Consider the following 19,601-nt stretch of genomic DNA (forward strand, 5'->3'; position numbering starts at 1 on the left):
ATCGGATCACCACCGCCGCGATCACCACGGTCGCGAGCACTATGGCCGCGAGGGCTATCGCCGGCGCGGTGCCGCCACCGGACCCCCTACGCTCCGGACCGTGGCGCGCCGGTGCGCGCGCAAGCCCGACCGGTCTGTCGTCGTGCGTTCTCGCCTCGATCCCGCAGCACTTTGATTCCGCAGCACTTTGATCCCGCAGCACCTTGATCCCGCCGCACGGCGGGCAGCCCGAGTGTCGGAGTGGTTCCGGCGCAATGCGTTTTTTGAGAATTTCATATCGGCCGCGGCGGCTACGGCACCGGCGCTCTTACGGTCTGCAGCACCCCGGGGCACGGGTGCGAATCGCCCGCGACCCGGGTGAGAATCGACCGCATGGATGTGGCGTCCGGCGCGGCTATCGCACCCCAGGTCCGGAGTGGCTCTGACGGCATCAGTGCCTTCTCGGGAGGACTGTGCTGATCGTATCGAGCAGGTCGCCGTAGCGGCCGGCCTCGGGGTGAGCGCTGGGTTTTCCGGTGGAGACCACGGCAGCGGCCAGGTCGCGTTGCGGATCGGCCCACATCGCGATCTGGGTCAGGCCGGTGTGCCCGAAGGCGGCGGGGGCATCCCGGCCGAAGGGGCCGAAGCGCTGCGAGCCGAGCATGAAACCGGTGCCCCAGCGCAGCGGTACTCCGCCGGTCGCGACGTCCGGGCGCAGCCGGCGCCGTTGCCGGGTGGCCGCCCGCACCGTGGCGGGCCATAGCACCCGGGTGCCGTCGAGTTCACCGCCCAGGCGCAGCAGTTCGGCGAACCGGGAGAGCTCCTCGGCGGTGGAGACGGCATTGGACGACGGCACCACGCCGGTGAGGAAGGCCGCGGAGTTGGCGCGCTGGACGGTTTTGGCTAGTGTGCCGCCGACGACCCGGGTGAAGAGGGCGTCGCCGATTCCCGACGTCGGCGGTCCGGTGGCGTAGCTCGGCGCCACCCGGGCCACGTCGCGGGGGGAGACCCCGAAGTTGGTCCATTCGAAGCCGAGAGGGGCGAGGATCTCGGCGGCCAGGATGTCCCGGATACTGCGGCCGGTCGCCGCCGCCACGACCTCCCGGATGAGCGGCCCCCAGGTCAGGGCGTGGTAGACGTGCAGGGTTCCGGGCGGGTAGACCGGGCGCAGATTCGACAACATATCGCGGGCGTAGGCGCTGTCCTCGCTGCGACTCAGATCCGGGCGCGGCCCGGTGGGGATCGGTACCCCGGCCCGATGGGTCATCACGTGGTCGAGGGTCGTTCGGGCCTTGCCATGTGCACCGTAACCGGGCAGTAGATCGTCGATCCGATCTGAGAGCCGCAGTTCTCCGCGCTCGATCAGCAAGTGCACCACCGTGGAGGCCATCGCCTTGGCAGTGGAGAAGACGCACACCGGAGTGTCGGTGCGCAGCGGCTCGGTGGCGACCGTCTCGCCCACAGCGCGGCGTGCGACGTCGTCGGGGCCGTTACCGCGTGCGTGACCGATCGCCCGGTTCACGATCACCTCGCCGCGGCGGCGGATACAGACGCTGATGCCCGGCTGGGTTCCGGCCTGATACCAGTGCTGAGCGGCCGACCAGATCTGTTGCGCCGCTTGAGCATCGGCGGCATCGCCGGCCTCCTCACCGATGTCGGTGAGGCCATCGAGCAGGTCCGGAGTCAGACTGTCGGGAGCATGAATCCGCCCGATGGGCGCGGGGTCTGTCGCAGTCACGCAGTTCACGCTACTGTCTGAAAAGAAATGGAACGTGTTCTAGCGCCGGGAGGCCGAGTTGTTCGAATGGTCCGAAGAAGACCTGATGGTGCGCGATGCGGTGCGCGGATTCATCGAGAAGGAGGTGCGCCCCAACATCGACCAGCTCGAGTCCGGTGAACTCCCGCCGTACGACATCACCCGCAAGATGCTGGCCGCCTTCGGGATGGACACCATGGCGCGCGAGTCACTGGAGAAGGAACTCGCCGCCGAAGAGGCGGGCGAGAAGAAGGATCGCGGCGGATCCACTTCGCTGGCGAACTCGATGTTCCTGATCCTGAACATGGAGATGGCCGGGGTGAGTCTGGGCCTGATCGCCTCCCTCGGCGTATCGATGGGTCTGACGGTCTCGACCATTCGCAGCCGTGGCACCCTGGCGCAGAAGCGCCGCTGGCTGCCCGGGCTAGTCACCATGGAGAGCGTCGGTGCGTGGGCGATCACCGAACCCGACAGCGGCTCCGATGCACTCGGCGGCATGAAGACCACCGTCCGGCGTGACGGTGAGGACTACATCCTCAACGGCAACAAGACCTTCATCACCAACGGCCCGTACGCCGACACGATCGTCGTCTTCGCCAAGCTGGACGAGGGTGACGGCACCCCGATGCGCGAACGCAAGGTGCTGACCTTCGTCCTGGACAAGGGGATGGAAGGCCTGACACAGGGTCCTCCGTTCAAGAAGATGGGCATGATGAGCTCGCCGACCGGGGAGCTGTTCTTCGACAACGTGCGAGTGAGCAAGGACAGGCTGCTCGGTGAGACCGAGGACACCGGATCGGATTCGCGCGGCGGCGAAGGTGCCAAGGCCGGCTTCACCGCCGAGCGCATCGGCATCGCGGCTTTGAGCCTGGGCATCATCAACGAATGTCAGCGGCTGAGCATCGACTATGCGAAGACACGGAAGCTGTGGGGCACCGAGATCGCCCAGTTCCAGCTGATCCAGCTCAAGCTCGCCGAGATGGAGATCGCGCGAATCAATGTGCAGAACATGCTGTTCAACGCGATCGAAGCATCGAATGCCGGCAAGCCCCCGAGTCTGGCGGAGGCCTCGGCGATGAAGCTGTACTCCTCGCGTGCGGCGACCGAGGTGGCGATGGAGGCGGTGCAGCTGTTCGGCGGCAACGGCTACATGGCCGAATACCGGGTCGAGCAGCTGGCCCGTGACGCCAAGTCCCTGATGATCTACGCCGGTTCCAACGAGATCCAGGTGACGCACGTGGCCAAGGGCCTGCTGCGCGACTGACCGGTCAGCGGGTCACGGCCGACGCGGAGGATCCGTACCTCTCCCGCAGATCGCGCTTGAGGAGCTTGCCGGTGGCGTTGCGTGGCAGCACGTCCACGAACTCCACCCGGCGCGGGCTCTTGAAGTGCGCGATCCTTTCGCGGCAGTAGGTGATCAGGTCCTCCGCGGTGGTCGAGGCACCCTCGCGCAGGGCGATCACGGCCGTGACCCCCTCGCCCCAGGTCTCATCGGGCAGACCGATGACGGCGGCATCGTCGACATCGGGGTGCGTGTACAGCACCTGTTCCACCTCGATCGGGTAGACGTTCTCGCCGCCGGTGACGATCATGTCCTTCTTGCGGTCCACCAGCGTGATGAATCCGTCCTCGTCCATGCGGGCCAGGTCACCGGTGTGGAACCAACCGCCGCGCTTCTCCTGTGCGGTGACCGCTGGCAGACCCCAGTAGCCGACGAAGACGTTGGGTCCGGAGATCAGCAGTTCGCCGACCTCACCGGCCAGGACCTCCCGATCGTCGCCGTCGACGATCCGAACGTCGCTCAGCGGTACCGCGCGGCCGACCGATCCGGCGTGGCTGCGAACGTACTGGGCTTCCAGGATCGCTGCGGCCGGAGACAGCTCGGTCATGCCGAAGCCCTCCATGAACGTCAGGCCTTTGTCCTGATAGAAGTCGATGACCGGCAGCGGGCACGGTGCACCGCCGCAGAGCAGGCAGCGCAGCGCCGACAGGTCGGCATCGTCGAAGTCGGGCACTTTCGACATCGCGTCCCACATCGCCGGAACCATGAAATGCACCGTGATGCGGTGTTTGGCCAGCAACTGCAGCGTTCCAGCCGGATCGAACGCCGGAGCCACCACCACCGCACCGCCGGTGAAAAGCATCGGCAGGACGTACAGGGCCAGGCCGCCGATGTGGAACAGCGGTGCCACCGCCAGCGTGCTGTCCTTCGGCGTCAGCCCCTCTCCGGCGGTGAGGATGTTGACGGCATTGGCTTCCAGATTGCCGTGAGTGAGCATGGCGCCCTTGGGTTTTCCGGTGGTTCCCGAGGTGTACATGATCAGTGCGACGTCGTCGTCGCGAACCGGTTCCTCGTCGCCGAAGGCGGCTTCTGGTTCGTCGAGAGCATCCAGGTGCACCAGGTCGACATGGTGCGGAGCGGCGTCGGCGGCTCCGGCAGCCAACTCGGCGAACATGTCGTCGTGCAGCAGCAGGGTCGGCGTGGAGTCGGAGATCAGGTAGGCGATCTCATCCGGTGAGAGCCGGAAGTTGACCGGAACGGTGATGGCTCCTAGCCGGGCGGCGGCGAACAGCGTCTCCAGCTGAGCGGTGGAGTTGAGCCCGATGACCATCACCCGGTCGCCGCGACGGACTCCGCGGGTGCGGAGAGCCGCCGCCCGCCGGGCACACGTCGCTGCCATCTGCGCGTAGGTGCTCGAGGCTCCGGTGGTCGCATCGACCAGCGCGAGGGCATCGGGTGTGCGGACGGCACGACGGGTGATCCAACTGCTGAGGCCTGTCACGGCGGGCTCCTGAACGATCGATAGTGGGCGAATGTCTCCAACTTAGGTCCGGCTGTGCCAACGCGCGCGAGGTTCCCCGAAGTAGGCGCGGTCAGGTGTTCAGCGGTACCGGATGCTCGACGCCGCGACGTTCCCCCGCCAGCGCCACGGCGGCGGTGAATTCGGCGTCGATCGCTTCGGCATCACGGCGGCTGGTCAGCAGACTGACCGCGATCGCGACGGCGAAGCTGGCGGTGAAGCCGGGGATGATCTCGTAGAGGGTCTCGTGCAGGGAACTCTGCCCCCAGATGTAGGCGACGGCTGCTCCGGTGAGGATCCCGGCCAGCGCCCCCGCCGTGGTCAGGCGGCGCCACCACAGCGCCAGAATGATCGCCGGTCCGAACGCCGAGCCGAAACCGGCCCAGGCGAAGGCGACGAGCGCCAGAATGCTGTTGGACGGCGACAGTGCCAGCAGGACGGCGATCACCGCGATCGCCAGGACACCGCCCCGGCCGAAGCGCACGTAGGCCGCCGGGGACAGCTCTTGCCAGCCGGTGCGGGCCGCAATCAGCTTGTAGAGATCCTCGACCACCGCCGACGAGCACACGATCAGCTGCGAGGAGATGGTCGACATGATCGCCGCGAGGACCGCAGCCAGCACCAGGCCGGCGACGAACGGGTGGAACAGGACCTTCGACAGCGCCAGGAAGACAGTCTCAGGGTCGCTGAGCTCGGCTGCTGTGCCGTAGTACGCCAGTCCGACCAGGGCGGTACCGACCGCGCCGACGCCGCACAGGAACATCCAGCCGATACCGATCCGCCGGGCGGTCGGCGCATCACTGGGTGCTCGCAGGGCCATGAACCGGACGATGATGTGCGGCTGGCCGAAGTAGCCCAGGCCCCAGGCGGCGGCCGAGACGATCGCCAGGGTGCTGCCGCCGGCAAAGAAGCTCAGCCGCTGCGGGTCCACCGCGCGTACCCCGTCGAGGGTGGCCTCCAGCCCGCCGATCTCGACGATGCCGATGATTGGCACGGCGATCAGCGCCGCGACGACTAGCAGACCCTGCGCCACATCGGTCAGCGAGGCGCCCAGGAAGCCGCCGAACAGGGTGTACAGCATCGTGATCGACGCGACGAGCAGCATGCCGGCGGTGTAGTCGACACCGAAGGACTCGTCGAAGAACTTGCCGGAGGCGACCATCCCACTGGAGACGTAGAAGGTGAAGAACAGCAGGATGATCACACCGCAGACGATGCGCAGCACGTGCGAGTCATCGTGTAGCCGCCGTTCCAGGAAACTGGGGATGGTGATCGCATCGCCGGCCACCTCGGTGTAGGCGCGCAGCCGCGGAGCGCAGACCTTCCAGTTCAGCCACGCGCCGACGATCAGCCCGATGAAGATCCAGGATTCGACCAGACCGGTGGCGTAGACGGCGCCCGGCAGACCCATCAGCAGCCAGCCCGACATGTCCGAGGCGCCCGCCGACAGCGCAGCCACCCACGGTTTGAGGCCGCGGTCGGCGAGCATGTAGCCGTCGAGGTCGTCGCGGGTGCGGCGGAACGCGTAGTAACCGATCCCCAGCATGCACGCGAAGTACAGGACCACTGCGGCCAGTTGCCAGCTCTTGTCGGTCATCCCCTGAACCTAACGAACCGGGCACCCGCAGGTACCCGGTTCGTTCTGCCCGCGTCGATCAGACGGCCGCGGGTTCTCCATCGAGAACCTCGGCGGGAACAGCCTTCTGGTACACCAGGAATTCGTCGTCCACCGGAGCTTTCAGAATGGCCTTGCGGTCGTGGTAGACGCTCATCGACATCTTCCACGGCTCTTCGGTGCCTTGGCGCGGCAGACGGTCCAGGGCGCGCTGAACGTAGCCGGCGCCGAAGTCGAGGAGCGGGCGGGTCTGCATCCCCGGGTCCGGCGTCGCCACGACGCTGGTGTAACCCTTGGCATCCATGTGGCTGAGCAGCCGGGTGAAGTAACTGCAGAGCATGTCGACCTTCAGCGTCCACGACGAGTTCGTGTATCCGATAGCCATGGCGAAGTTGGGCAGTCCCGAGAGCATCATGCCGCGGTAGGAGATGGACTGGGTCAGATCGACGGGCTCGCCGTCGAGGGCCACGTCCATGCCGCCGAGCAGCTGCAGGTTCAGCCCGGTGGCCGTGACGATGATGTCGGCCTCCAGTTCCGTGCCGCTCTCGAGCAGGATGCCGGTCTTGGTGAAGGTCTTGATGCGATCGGTGACGATCGTGGCCTCACCGCGCTTGAGGGCTTTGAACATATCGCCGTCGGGCACCACGCACAGTCGCTGATCCCACGGGTTGTAGGGCGGATTGAAGTTCGGGTCGAGCGGGTAGTTGCGGCCGAGCATCGCTTTGTTGGTGCCGCGGATGACCGCCCGCATCGGAGTGGGGAAGCGCTGGCTGAGCTCGTAGACGACACGCTGCTGCAGCACGTTCTTCTCCCGACTCAGCCGGTAGCCGAGCTTGGGGCCCAGCACCTTCTTCAGCACATTGGCGATCACGTCCTCGCGCGGCAGCGGAATCACGTAGGTGGGCGTGCGCTGGAGCATGGTGACGTGCTCGGCCTCGCCGGTCATCGACGGCACCAGGGTCACGGCGGTGGCGCCCGAGCCGATCACCACGACCTTCTTGCCGGCGTAGTCCAGGTCCTCGGGCCAGTGCTGCGGGTGCACGATCAGTCCCTGGAAATCGTCCCGGCCCGGGAATTCGGGGGAGAAGCCCTCGTCGTAGTTGTAGTAACCGGTGCCGGCGAAGATCCACCGGGCCTTGACGGTCTCGGTCTCCGGGTCGGCGTCGGCCGAATCGGTGTGGGTGAGCGTGGCGACCCACACCTGTTCGGCGCTGTTCCAGTCCACCGCGGTGACCCGGCGGTTGAAGCGGATCTTGTCGCGCAGATCGTCGTCGTCGACGGCCTCGTTCAGGTAGTCGAGGATGCGGGGCGCGTCGGCGATCGCCTGGTTGTCCGTCCAGGGTTTGAAGGCGAACCCGAAGGTGTGTAGATCCGAATCCGAGCGCAGACCCGGGTACTTGAACAGGTCCCAGGTGCCGCCGACCGTGTGCCGGGACTCGATGATCTCGAAGCTCTTGGCCGGGTGCTCGGTCGTCAGGTAGTGGGCCGCGCCGATGCCGGAGATTCCGGCGCCGATGATCAGAACGTCCAGGACGTCGGTCGTGGTGGTCATGGTGGCCTTCCATTCGGTGGGCTGGCGATCATCCGGGAGGATCCGAGACCGCTGTTGATACCAATGATCGTTGTCATCGTCGGCGAGTGCAAGTCCGTTCTGCACCCTATGTAGCCGGTACATGGTGCAGAATGTCCTTGATGGTCGACGACGATGTCTCAGTGGCCGCGACCGCGGCAAGTCCCCCGGTCCGCCCCGAGGTGGCCGAACTCATCCGCACCGGGGTGCAGATGATGCTCGATCCGCCTCCGGAATGGATCGATGCCCTCGACGAAAGCGTGCTGCGTGGCGCCGGAATGGCGGCCATCGCCGATGACCCGGAACTGCTCGAGATGGCACTGCAGACCAATGCCGCCAACATCACGCACTGGGCGGCAGCCCAACTGGAATCTCCCGGTGAGCGGGTTAGCGTTCCGGTGAACGAACAGAGCGTCGGCTTTGTGCGGGAGCTGGTCCGCCGCGGGCTGGATACCGGCGCCCTCGACTCGTTCCGCACGGCGCAGAATGTCGCCTGGCAGTTGAGCATGCAGATCTGCTTCGAATTGACCGATGATGTGGTCCTGTTGCGCGAATTGCTCGCGGTGATCTCGCGGTCGATCGCCACCTACATCGACGACATCGTGAGCATGCTGGCCGAGATGATCGATGTGGCCCGGGCCGAACTGGCCGGGGACACTCACGCCGAACGCCGCGCCGCGGTGGCCCTGATCTTGGAGGGCGCACCGGTCTCCGACGCGCGTGCCCGCGCCCAGCTCGGCTACCGGCTGGAGGGAACGCAACTGGCCGCGGTGATCTCCGGCGGCACCCAGGTCAGCGCCGACCGGCTCGAGGCGGCGTGCGAAGCGCTCATGACCGCATCGGGCATCACCAGCCGCCTGACCGTGCTGGCCGGGATCACGCAGCTGTGGGTGTGGTTTCCGGTCGAAACACTCACGGTGGATCCGGCGCGACTGGACCCGGACATCAGGGTGGCTCTGGGCGCCCCGGGGATCGGGCGGGAAGGATTCCGGCGCAGCCATTTCCAGGCGCTGATGGTGCATCGGCTGCTGGCGCGGATGGGCTGGGTCCGGCGGATCGCCGGTTACGCGCAGGTGCGCTTGCTCGATGTGCTGACCGACGACGATGCGAAGATCGACGACTTCGTCGTCGCGACGCTCGGGGATCTGCTGACCGCCGACCCGGAGATCGCCCAGTGTCTGCACACGTGGTTCGCTCAGCGGTGCAACGCCAGCGCGACAGCCGAACGGTTGTACACCCACCGCAACACCGTGGTGCGACGGCTGGCGCGCGCCGAAGAACTGCTGCCGGTCTCGTTGGCCGACCACGCGGTGGCGGTGGCCGCGGCGCTGGAGATCGTGCACTGGCGCGGCCGGGGGTCTCAGAGCACAGGCTGATAGGGGACCGCGGCGCTGACCGTCTCGTCGTGCGCGATCGGTGCGCCCAGCAGCGGGAACGCGCGCTGGGGACAGGCCGGGCGGGCACAGACCTTGCAGCCGGCACCGATGGGCACCACGGTCCGGTGCTCGCCCAGATCGATACCGGTGGCGTAAACCAGTTCCTCGGCGTGGGCCAGATCGCAGCCCAGTCCAACGGCGAAGTCCGACGGCGTGGCCAGATACCCCTGCTGCGGGGAATCGGTGGTGCGGGCGAGCCAGAAGTAGTTGCGCCCGTCGGGCATCTCGGCGACCTGAGTGTGGATCCTTCCGGGCATCGAGAAGGCGTCGTGCACCACCCACAGCGGGCAGCTGCCGCCCACGCGGGAGAAATGGAAGGCGGTCGCGGACTGCCTTTTGGAGATGTTTCCGGCCTTGTCGACGCGCACGAAGATGAACGGGATACCCCGATCGCCGGGCCGCTGCAATGTCGACAGCCGGTGGCAGGCGGTTTCGAAGCCGACCTCGAAGTCGCGGCTGAGCAGATCGATGTCGTATCGGAGTCGGCGGGCTGCGGCGGCGAACTGGGTGTACGGCAGCAGCAGGGCGCCGGCGAAGTAGTTCGCCAGGCCGGTGCGGGCCACCGGCAGCGACCCCGGGTCGAGTTCGGGGGCATCGGCGATCAGCCGGTCGATCAGCCCCCGCTGGCTGAGCAGGGCCAGCTGCGTGGCCAGCTGGAAGGCGCGCTGGCCGGGGCTGAGCCGCCGGGCCAGAAAGACGGTCGCGGTAGCGGCGTCGAACCTGCGCTTGGGGACGGCACCGGACGGCACGCCGGGCGCGGCGCTGCTGATCTGTACGCCGATGCTGTAATCGTGTTCCAGGACCCGGGCCAGCTGCAGGTCCAGACCGCCGACCCGCAGTCCGGCGCGGTCGAACAGGTCCTCGGCAGCCGCATCCAATTCGGGGATGTGATTGCGGCGATCGTAGAAGTAGTCGCGCACCTGCTCGAACGGGGTCCCGGCGGTGGCGGTCTCGTCGGTCGGGGTGGCGGTGAGACCGTCGCGGTAGCTCTCCAGTTCGCCGGTGGCCGCGGCCAGCCGGCGATGCAGGGCCACCAGAGTGTGCCCGACATCGGGCATCCGGGTCACCAGCTCGGTCACCTCGGATTGAGAGAGTTCGCCCTGGCCGTGTTCGAGGAAGACCTCGGCCAGATCGGCGGTCAGTCGGGCATCCCCGTCGGCGGCGAAGAAGTCCGGGGTGAGCTCGAATTCGCGGGTCAGCCGCAGCAGTACCGGCACCGTGACCGGGCGGGCGTCGTTCTCCAGCTGGTTGACGTAGCTGGTCGACAGCTGCAGGCGGCGGGCGAGTTCGGCCTGAGAGATGCCCCGCACCTCGCGCAGGCGTCGCAAACGTGCACCGACATAGGTCTTCGCCATGGGAGAAGCGTACCCGCATCGTCGTACGCAAAGTTTGCAAGACGACCGGGAGGAATTTGCAGAAATACGCATTTGCCAGGCCTTTCGCAAGGTGCTGGCGTCTGCGTACGGTGCAAACATGATCAATCACGAGGTGTACACACGTCGCAGTTCTGAGACCTTCCCGAAGCAGGGCCATCTGGCCTACAAGATCGCCCAGATGGCGGTCGATCCGGTGGAGGTGCCGACCGAATCGGCCGAGATGATCATCAACCGAATCATCGACAACGCCGCGGTGAGCGCTGCTTCGGTGGCGCGTCGGCCGGTGACCAGTGCCCGGCGCCAGGCGCAGACCCGGCCGCTGACCGGCGGCTCGGGGGTGTTCGGCATCGACGGCACCTATGCGCCCGAGTGGGCCGCCTGGGCCAACGGCGTCGCCGTGCGGGAACTGGACTTCCACGACACCTTCCTGGCCGCGGACTACTCGCACCCCGGCGACAACATTCCGGCGCTGCTGGCCGTGGGGCAGCGCGTCGGTGCCAGCGGTCGCGATCTGATCCGCGGGCTGGCCACCGCCTACGAGGTCCAGGTCGATCTGGTACGCGGCATCTGCCTGCACGAGCACAAGATCGACCATGTCGCCCACCTCGGTCCGTCGGCGGCCGCCGGCCTGGGCACCATGCTCGGGCTGGAGATCGAGACCATCTATCAGGCGATCGGCCAGGCGCTGCACCTGACCACCGCCACCCGCCAGTCCCGCAAGGGCGAGATCTCCAGCTGGAAGGCCTACGCCCCGGCGTACGCCGGCAAGGTCGCGGTCGAGGCCGTCGACCGCGCCATGCGTGGAGAGGGTGCACCGTCGCCGATCTGGGAAGGCGAAGACGGTGTGATCGCCTGGCTGCTGGGCGGACCGAAAGCGCGCTACACCGTACCGCTGCCGGGTCCGGGCGAGGCCAAGCGCGGCATCCTGGACACCTACACCAAGGAGCACTCGGCCGAATACCAGAGTCAGGCGCCGATCGATCTGGCCCGCCGCATGCGCGAGCGCGTCGGGGACACCGCCGAGATCGAGTCGATCGTCCTGCACACCAGCCACCACACCCACTACGTCATCGGCACCGGCTCGGGCGACCCGCAGAAGTTCGACCCGAAGGCCAGCCGCGAGACCCTGGACCATTCGGTGATGTACATCTTCGCCGTGGCACTGCAGGACGGCGACTGGGACCACGAACTGTCGTACGCTCCTGAGCGTGCCGGCCGCGCCGACACCGTCGAACTGTGGCAGAAGATCTCCACCGTCGAGGATCCGGAGTGGACGCGCCGCTACCACTCGGCCGACCCGAAGGAGAAGGCCTTCGGTGCCCGCGCGGTGATCACCCTGAAGAACGGGGACGTGATCGAGGACGAGCTGGCCGTCGCCGATGCCCACCCGCTCGGTGCGCGCCCGTTCGCTCGCGAACAGTACGTCGGCAAGTTCACCCGCATGGCCGACGGCGTCATCGACGGTGCCGAGCAGGAGCGCTTCCTGGCCGCGGTCACCGATCTGGCGACCATTCCGGCCGGCGGTCTGGATGCGCTGAACCTGCGGGTCCTCGACGATGTGCTGGCCTCGGCGCCGGCGACCGGTGAGGGGATTCTGTAGACCATGGCCCTGTTTTCTTCGGGGGTCAGTGACTCCGCTAAACGCCGCGCTTTGCGCGCGGGTCTGAACTCGGGCGCGCTGCAGCGCTGGCCGGGTGCCTTCTCTCCGCTGGTCGCCAAGATCGTCGCCGAGACCGGCTTCGAGGGCGTCTACGTCTCCGGCGCCGCACTCTCGGCCGATCTGGGTCTGCCCGACATCGGGCTGACCACCCTCACCGAGGTCGCCGCCCGTGGCGGGGCGATCGCCCGCGCCACCGATCTGCCGACCCTGATCGATGCCGACACCGGCTTCGGCGAGCCCATGAGTGCGGCCCGCACCGTGGCCACCCTCGAGGACGCCGGCCTGGCCGGCTGCCACCTGGAGGACCAGGTCAACCCCAAGCGGTGCGGCCACCTCGACGGCAAAGAGGTGGTGCCCGTCGAGCAGATGGTCCGCCGGCTCGGCGCCGCCGTCAGCGCCCGGCGCGACGAGGACTTCGTGATCTGTGCGCGCACCGACGCGCGCGGGGTGGAAGGGCTCGACGCGGCCATCGCCCGCACCCGCCAGTATGTGGCCGCCGGTGCCGACCTGATCTTCACCGAGGCCCTGGCCGATCTGGACGAATTCGCCCGGTTCCGCGACGCGGTCGACGCGCCGCTGCTGGCCAATATGACCGAGTTCGGCAAATCGGAGCTGTTCACCGTCGAACAGCTCTCGGCGATCGGCTACAACGCGGTGATCTACCCGGTCACCACGCTGCGGCTGGCGATGGGGGCGGTCGAAGACGGGCTGACGCAGATCGCGGCCGCCGGCACCCAGGCCGGCGTCGTCGACCGGATGCAGCACCGTGCGCGGCTCTACGAGTTCCTGCAGTACGCCGACTACAACGACTTCGATTCGTCCGTCTTCACCTACCGCGCCGACGGCGCCGGAAGCCCGACCGGGGAGTGACACATGTCCGATCAGCAGATTTACAAAGGCCTGGCAGGGGTCGTCGTCGACACCACCGCCGTCTCGAAGGTGGTGCCGGAGACCAACAGCCTGACCTACCGCGGGTATGCGGTGCAGGACCTGGCGACGCAGAAGAGTTTCGAGGAGGTCGCCTACCTGCTGTGGCACGGTGAGCTGCCGACCGTCGCCCAGCTGGCGCTGTTCAGTCAGCGTGAGCGGGCCAACCGGCGGCTCAACCGGTCCGCGCAAGCAGTGCTGGCCCGCATCCCCGAGACCTGCCATCCGATGGATGTGATGCGCACGATGGTCAGCTATCTGGGCAGCGAGGACCCCGACGAGGACGTGCCCACGGTCGAGGCCAACCTCGACAAGTCGCTGCGACTGCTCGCAGTGCTGCCGACCATCGTCGCCGCGGACTTCCGCCGGCGGCGGGGCCTGGAGCCGATCGAACCCCATCACGGCCTCGGCTACGCCGAGAACTTCCTGAACATGTGTTTCGGAACCGTGCCGGATCCGGTGATCGTGGACGCCTTCAACCAGTCGATGGTGCTGTACGCCGAACACAGCTTCAACGCCTCCACCTTCGCAGCCCGGGTGGTCACCTCCACCCAGTCCGACCTCTACAGTGCGGTCACCGCGGCCATCGGGGCACTCAAGGGCTCGCTGCACGGCGGCGCCAACGAGGCCGTCATGCACGACATGATCGAGATCGACGTTCCCGAGCGGGCCGAGTCCTGGCTGAACGCCAAACTCGATGCCAAAGACAAGGTGATGGGCTTCGGGCACCGGGTGTACAAGCAGGGCGATTCGCGGGTCCCCACCATGTACCAGGCACTGGTGCAGGTCTCCGAACACCTGGGGGAGACCCGATGGCTGCAGATCTACCGGGAGTTGGCGACGGCGATGGACCGGCGCACCGGGATCAAGCCGAACCTGGACTTCCCGACGGGCCCGGCCTACTACCTGATGGGTTTCGACATCCCGATGTTCACTCCGCTGTTCGTGATGAGTCGCATCACCGGCTGGACCGCGCACATCATCGAGCAGACCCGCTCCAATGCGCTGATCCGGCCGCTCTCGGCGTACGACGGTCCGCAACAGCGACCGATCCCGGCCTGATCGCGGCGATCTCGCCCCGCGGCCGACCGATAAGAATGAGGATGGATTGATGTTCAACAAAGTTCTGGTGGCCAACCGCGGCGAGATCGCCGTCCGCGCCTTCCGCGCGGCCTTCGAGCTGGGGGCGCAGACCGTTGCGGTGTACCCCTACGAGGACCGCAACTGCGTCCACCGTGGGAAGGCCGACGAGTCGTACCAGATCGGCGAGGTGGGACGGCCGGTGCAGGCCTACCTGTCGGTCAGCGAACTGCTGGCCGCGGCGCAGCTGTCGGGTGCCGACGCCATCTATCCCGGGTACGGCTTCGCTTCGGAGAATCCCGAACTAGCTGCGGCGTGTGAGGCGGCCGGAATCACCTTCGTCGGGCCCAGCGCGCGGGTGCTGGAGCTGACCGGCGATAAGAAACACTCGGTGCAGGCCGCCCGCGAGGCCGGGCTGCCGGTGCTGAGCGGCAGCGACCCCTCGGCCGACCTCGACGAGCTGCTGGCGGCTGCGGCCGAGATGACCTTCCCGCTCTTCGTCAAAGCCGTCGCGGGGGGCGGCGGCCGCGGTATGCGCCGGGTCGACGATCCGGCGGATCTGGCCGAGGCGATCGCGGCGGCCTCCCGCGAGGCGGAGTCGGCGTTCGGCAATGCCACCGTGTTCCTGGAACAGGCGGTGGTCAATCCCCGTCACATCGAGGTCCAGATCCTCGCCGATGCGGCCGGCGAGGTGATCCACCTGTACGAACGGGACTGCTCGCTGCAGCGCCGGCATCAGAAGGTGGTCGAGCTGGCACCGGCCCCGAACCTGGATCCGGCTCTGCGCCAGCGGATGTGTGACGATGCGGTGGCCTTCGCGCGGCACATCGGATACACGTGCGCCGGCACCGTCGAATTCCTGCTCGACGAGAACGGGCGGTACTACTTCATCGAGATGAATCCGCGGATTCAGGTCGAGCACACCGTCACCGAGGAGATCACCGACGTCGACCTGGTCAGCGCGCAGCTGCGGATCGCCGCCGGGGAGACGCTGGCCGAGCTGGGGCTGACCCAGGACGCGATCGCGGTACACGGGGCGGCCCTGCAGTGCCGCATCACCACCGAGAACCCGGCCGACGGGTTCCGTCCGGATACCGGCCGCATCAACGTCTACCGTGCTCCGGGAGGCACCGGCGTGCGCCTGGACGGTGCCGCCGCCCTCGGCAGCGAGATCACCGGGCACTTCGACTCGATGCTGGTCAAACTGACCTGCCGCGGCCGGGATTTCCCTACCGCGGTCAGGCGAGCCCAGCGCGCCCTGGCTGAATTCAAGATCCGGGGCGTGCACACCAACATCGACTACCTCAAGGCAGTCCTGGCCGATCCCGAATTCCAGGCCGGCCGCATCACCACCTCGTTCATCGATGCCCGGCCCGAACTGCTCACCGCGATGCAGTCCTCTGAACGCGGCTCGAAGCTGCTGAACTACCTGGCCGATGTGACGGTTCACCGCCCGCACGGGCTGGTGCCCACGGCGGTACACCCGCACACCAAACTGCCCGACATCGCTCCGGAGCTGCTGGCCGCGCCGCCGGCCGGCTCCAAACAGCGCCTCACCGAGCTCGGCCCCGAGGGTTTCGCCCGGGCATTACGGGAGCAGTCCGCGCTGGCGGTGACCGACACCACCTTCCGGGATGCGCACCAGTCGCTGCTGGCCACCCGGGTGCGCACCTCGGGACTGGTGTCGGTGGCCCCGTACATCGCTGCCCAGACCCCCGAGCTGCTGTCGGTGGAATGCTGGGGCGGAGCGACCTTCGATGTGGCCCTGCGTTTCCTCAAGGAGGATCCGTGGGAGCGGCTGTCCCGGTTACGCGCGGCCATGCCCAACATCTGCCTGCAGATGCTGCTGCGCGGCAAGAACACCGTCGGCTACACGCCCTATCCGACCGAGGTGACCACCGCCTTCGTGGAGGAGGCCGCCCGGACCGGCGTCGACATCTTCCGGATCTTCGACGCGCTCAACAGCGTCGAGGCGATGCGCCCGGCCATCGACGCGGTTCGCACGACCGGCACGACGGTCGCCGAGGTGGCACTGAGCTACACCGGCGATCTGGCCGATCCGGCCGAAGAGCTGTACACGCTGGATTACTACCTGCGGCTGGCCGAACAGATCGTGGATGCCGGTGCCCACATCCTGGCGATCAAGGATATGGCGGGTCTGCTGCGTCCGGCCGCGGCTCGTAAACTCGTCGGCGCGCTGCGCGCGGAGTTCGATCTGCCGATCCACGTGCACACCCACGACACCCCCGGCGGTCAGCTGGCCACCTATCTGGCGGCCTGGGAGGCCGGAGCCGATGCGGTCGACGGGGCCAGCGCGCCGCTGTCGGGTACGACGAGTCAGCCGTCGCTGTCGGCGATCGTGGCCGCGGCCGCGCACACCGAATACGACACCGGCCTGGATCTGGACAAGGTCACCTCGCTGGAGCCGTACTGGGAGACGCTGCGCAAGATGTACGGCACCTTCGAATCGGGGATCCCCGCACCGACCGGGCGGGTGTACGACCACGAGATCCCCGGCGGCCAGCTGTCGAACCTGCGCCAGCAGGCGATCTCCATCGGCGTCGGCGACCGATTCGAAGCGGTCGAGACCGCCTATGCCGGTGCCAACAGGCTGCTGGGGCGGCCGGTCAAGGTGACCCCGTCGTCCAAGGTGGTCGGTGACCTGGCGCTGGCCTTCGTCGCACAGGGCATCACCGCCGAAGAGTTCGCCGCCGACCCCACCGCCTACGACATCCCCGACTCGGTGGTGGGATTCCTGGCCGGTGAACTCGGTGAGCCTGCGGCCGGCTGGCCCGAGCCGCTGCGCGAGCAGATTCTGGCGGGCCGGGCCGCGGATCAGACCGAGGAGCAGCTCTCGGCCGCGGATCTGGCGGCGCTGACGGTGCCGGGTGAGCAGCGGCAGGCGACCCTGAACCGCCTGCTGTTCCCCGGGCCGACCGCCGAGTACCTGGCACACCGCGAAGAGTTCGGTGACACCTCGCGCCTGCCGGCGTATCAGTTCTTCTACGGACTGCAGCAGGGTCTGGAACACAAGGTCCGGCTGCGCGACGGCGTGCAGCTGCTGATCACCTTGGAGGCGATCAGTGAACCCGATGCCGCCGGAATCCGCACGGTGATGTGCACCCTGAACGGGGAGCTGCGACCGGTGCCGGTCCGCGACGCTGGAGCCGAGGTCTCGGTCCAGGTGCGCGAGCGTGCCGAGAAGGACAATCCGCACCAGGTGGCCGCCCCGTTCACCGGTGTCGTCACGGTGTCGGTGGGCGTCGGCGATCGCGTGGAGCCCGGCGGCGTCGTCGGCACCATCGAGGCGATGAAGATGGAGGCGTCGATCACCGCTCCGCGCGGCGGCACGGTCAAACGTGTCGTCGTCGGTCCGGGGACCGAAGTGGGGGCGGGGGACCTGCTGGTCGAACTCGAGTGAGCGATGGGGTAGACCGGTGGGCATGGACCTGGATCGAGCGACCGCGGCGGCGCGGCTGGCAGCCTGGGAACGGCGCAGTGCCCGCGGTACCGGTCTGCGCCCGGCCGCGGTGGCGCTGACGGTGGTGCCCGACCCGGTCGGCCGGCGCGGAATCTGGGTGGCGCGGCGACCGTCGACGTTGCGCAGTCACGCCAACCAGTTCGCCCTGCCCGGCGGCCGGCTCGATCCGGGGGAGACCGCCGTGCAGGCGGCCCTGCGGGAACTCGACGAAGAGTTGGGGATCGACCTGGATGCGAGCACGGTCCTGGGTCTGCTCGACGACTACCCGACACGGTCGGGGTATGTGATCACCCCGGTGGTGTGCTGGTCCGACGAGGTCGTTGTTCCCGATCCGAGTCCCGATGAGGTCGACGAGCTCTACTTCGTCTCGCTCGGCGAGGTCAGTGCCCCGCCGGCGTTCGACACCATCGCTGAATCACCGCGGCCGGTGGTGCGCCTTCCGCTGATGGGGACCTGGGTGCACGCACCCACGGCCGCGGTGATCTATCAGTTCGCCGAGGTGGTCGTGGCCGGTCGTGATACCCGCGTCGATCAGCTGGAGCAGCCGCTGTTCGCCTGGCGCTAGGTCGTCTCCGGCGACGGTTCCGCTCTGCGCGGCGGACCGTCGGGCGGGTGATCTCGCCGCAGTCTCCACGGGGCACCCTGGACACGGGTGCCCGGCACCCTGACTTCGTTCTCGCCCCTTCGGCTGAGGGGGCGAGAACGAAATCGGGGGCAGAACCGAGGCCGGCGCGGCCGCGGTGGTCGTGCTTGTGCACAAGTGGGGACCGGTGCGACGACCCTGTGGACATCGGGGTCGACGGCGCGTGCCCGGTGGATTCTGCTGAAGACCATGAGTATCTGCCTCGCCGACCTCCCGCTGGACCGCCACGGACTGATCCGCCGCACGAAGGCCCTCCGGGCGGGGTTCTCCGACGACCAACTGGCGGCCGAGGTGAAGACCGGCCGGCTGGTACGGCTGGGCCGGGGTGTCCTGATGCCCGCACAGGCACCGGAGGTGGCGCGGTCGGAGGCGGGAAAGGACGCCCGCTACCGTCTGGCCTGTATCGCCGCGGCGACGACTGAACGCGCCGGCGATGCACCCTTGAGCCACGAGTCGGCGGCGGCGCTGCACCGGATTCCACTGCTGGGACCCGACCGCACCCTGGTGCACGTGATCCGCGGAGGCCGGGGAGGCAGTTCGCTGCGCGGGGGCCGCTATCGGCATGCGGGCACCGTGCCGGCGGAGGACATCGTCGAGATCGACGGTATCCGGGTGACGAGTCTGCGCCGGACCGCGATCGACGTCGCCTTGACCGGCAGCTTCGCTCAGGCGTTGACCGTCGTGGACGCGGTGCTGCGGCGCGGGGTGTCCCGCGAAGACCTCGTCGCCGTGCTCGAGGGCCGAAGGCCGGAGGGCATCCGGACGGCCCGCCGGGCGATCGCCCATGGCTCGGGGCTGGCGGAGTCGGTCGGTGAATCGTGGAGCCGGGCCCAGATGATCGATGCGGACCTCCCGCTTCCGGCACTGCAGCGCGCATATGTGCTGGAGGGGCACGAGTACCGGCCGGACTTCGACTGGGACGGGGTCCTGGTCGGGGAGTTCGACGGCCTGGTCAAGTACCAGGGGCTGCTGCGGCCGGGAGAGCCGCCACACGAGGCCGTTATCAGAGAGAAGGAGCGGGAGGACCGGCTGCGGCGGGCCGGTCTGGAGGTGGTCCGCTGGACGTGGCGGATGCTGGTCGCCGGCACAATGATTCCACTGTTGCGCGCGTGGCTGCGGAATGTGGGGGTTCTCGTCGGATGACGACTCCTGCTCAGCCGGAGGACGCCTCGTCGTTCGGCGCCGTCCGTGTTCGACGCCCTTACTCAGGGTGCCCGGCACCCCGACTTCGTTCTCGCCCCCTCGGCAGAAGGGGCGAGAACGAAGTCAAGGGCGTC

General features: G+C 67.9%; 13 protein-coding genes. 8 read left to right on the top strand and 5 right to left on the bottom strand.

Features of this window, described 5'->3' with window-relative positions:
* Positions 1-430 precede the first annotated feature (430 nt).
* On the bottom strand, positions 431-1,717 hold the full coding sequence (locus GOHSU_RS04455; RefSeq protein WP_005937451.1) for a serine hydrolase domain-containing protein: 1,287 nt from the start codon (positions 1,715-1,717) through the stop codon (positions 431-433).
* A 58-nt stretch (positions 1,718-1,775) separates the two neighbouring features.
* Here GOHSU_RS04455 and GOHSU_RS04460 point away from each other — a divergent pair, with 58 nt between their 5' ends.
* Entirely contained in the window at positions 1,776-2,999 is a 1,224-nt protein-coding gene (locus tag GOHSU_RS04460) for an acyl-CoA dehydrogenase family protein (RefSeq protein ID WP_024332791.1), read from the top strand.
* A 4-nt stretch (positions 3,000-3,003) separates the two neighbouring features.
* On the opposite strand, the gene GOHSU_RS04465 is transcribed toward GOHSU_RS04460, so the two are convergent.
* The 3 genes from GOHSU_RS04465 to GOHSU_RS04475 form a co-directional block, all read right to left on the bottom strand.
* Positions 3,004-4,518 (bottom strand): acyl-CoA synthetase, encoded by a 1,515-nt coding sequence (locus GOHSU_RS04465; protein WP_005937458.1) that lies wholly within the window; start codon positions 4,516-4,518, stop codon positions 3,004-3,006.
* 91 nt (positions 4,519-4,609) lie between these two features.
* Complete coding sequence (gene putP, locus GOHSU_RS04470) at positions 4,610-6,133, bottom strand: sodium/proline symporter PutP (RefSeq protein ID WP_005937461.1); 1,524 nt, start codon at positions 6,131-6,133, stop codon at positions 4,610-4,612.
* A gap of 58 nt (positions 6,134-6,191) precedes the next feature.
* Positions 6,192-7,703, bottom strand: coding sequence for a flavin-containing monooxygenase (locus tag GOHSU_RS04475; protein WP_005937464.1), 1,512 nt, complete (start codon positions 7,701-7,703; stop codon positions 6,192-6,194).
* A gap of 140 nt (positions 7,704-7,843) precedes the next feature.
* Between GOHSU_RS04475 and GOHSU_RS04480 the strand changes: the two genes are divergently transcribed.
* A complete protein-coding gene (locus GOHSU_RS04480) occupies positions 7,844-9,097 on the top strand; it encodes a PucR family transcriptional regulator (RefSeq protein WP_005937466.1) in 1,254 nt (417 codons plus the stop codon).
* Here GOHSU_RS04480 and GOHSU_RS04485 read toward each other — a convergent pair.
* Positions 9,082-10,512, bottom strand: coding sequence for a short-chain fatty acyl-CoA regulator family protein (locus GOHSU_RS04485; RefSeq protein WP_005937469.1), 1,431 nt, complete (start codon positions 10,510-10,512; stop codon positions 9,082-9,084). The two genes, GOHSU_RS04480 and GOHSU_RS04485, sit on opposite strands and share 16 nt — an antisense overlap.
* 118 nt (positions 10,513-10,630) lie before the next feature.
* Here GOHSU_RS04485 and prpD point away from each other — a divergent pair, with 118 nt between their 5' ends.
* The 6 genes from prpD to GOHSU_RS04515 all read left to right on the top strand — a co-directional run bounded on the left by prpD (position 10,631) and on the right by GOHSU_RS04515 (position 19,467).
* Positions 10,631-12,133 carry a 2-methylcitrate dehydratase PrpD gene (prpD, locus tag GOHSU_RS04490; RefSeq protein ID WP_005937472.1) on the top strand — a complete coding sequence of 501 codons (1,503 nt, stop codon included), beginning with the start codon at positions 10,631-10,633 and terminating at the stop codon, positions 12,131-12,133.
* A 3-nt stretch (positions 12,134-12,136) separates the two neighbouring features.
* The gene (gene prpB / locus GOHSU_RS04495) at positions 12,137-13,063 is read left to right on the top strand and encodes a methylisocitrate lyase (RefSeq protein WP_005937475.1); all 927 of its coding nucleotides are present in this window, start codon (positions 12,137-12,139) and stop codon (positions 13,061-13,063) included.
* A 3-nt stretch (positions 13,064-13,066) separates the two neighbouring features.
* Positions 13,067-14,182, top strand: a complete 1,116-nt coding sequence (locus GOHSU_RS04500; RefSeq protein WP_005937477.1) for a bifunctional 2-methylcitrate synthase/citrate synthase — start codon at positions 13,067-13,069, stop codon at positions 14,180-14,182.
* A gap of 49 nt (positions 14,183-14,231) precedes the next feature.
* Complete coding sequence (locus GOHSU_RS04505; protein ID WP_005937479.1) at positions 14,232-17,621, top strand: pyruvate carboxylase; 3,390 nt, start codon at positions 14,232-14,234, stop codon at positions 17,619-17,621.
* 22 nt (positions 17,622-17,643) lie between these two features.
* Complete coding sequence (locus tag GOHSU_RS04510; protein ID WP_005937481.1) at positions 17,644-18,246, top strand: NUDIX hydrolase; 603 nt, start codon at positions 17,644-17,646, stop codon at positions 18,244-18,246.
* Positions 18,247-18,513: 267 nt separating this feature from the next.
* Positions 18,514-19,467 carry a type IV toxin-antitoxin system AbiEi family antitoxin domain-containing protein gene (locus GOHSU_RS04515; protein ID WP_005937483.1) on the top strand — a complete coding sequence of 318 codons (954 nt, stop codon included), beginning with the start codon at positions 18,514-18,516 and terminating at the stop codon, positions 19,465-19,467.
* The last annotated feature ends 134 nt before the right edge of the window (positions 19,468-19,601 follow it).

Origin of the sequence: Gordonia hirsuta DSM 44140 = NBRC 16056 (assembly GCF_000333015.1) — a bacterium.
GTDB classification, from domain to species: Bacteria; Actinomycetota; Actinomycetes; order Mycobacteriales; family Mycobacteriaceae; genus Gordonia; species Gordonia hirsuta.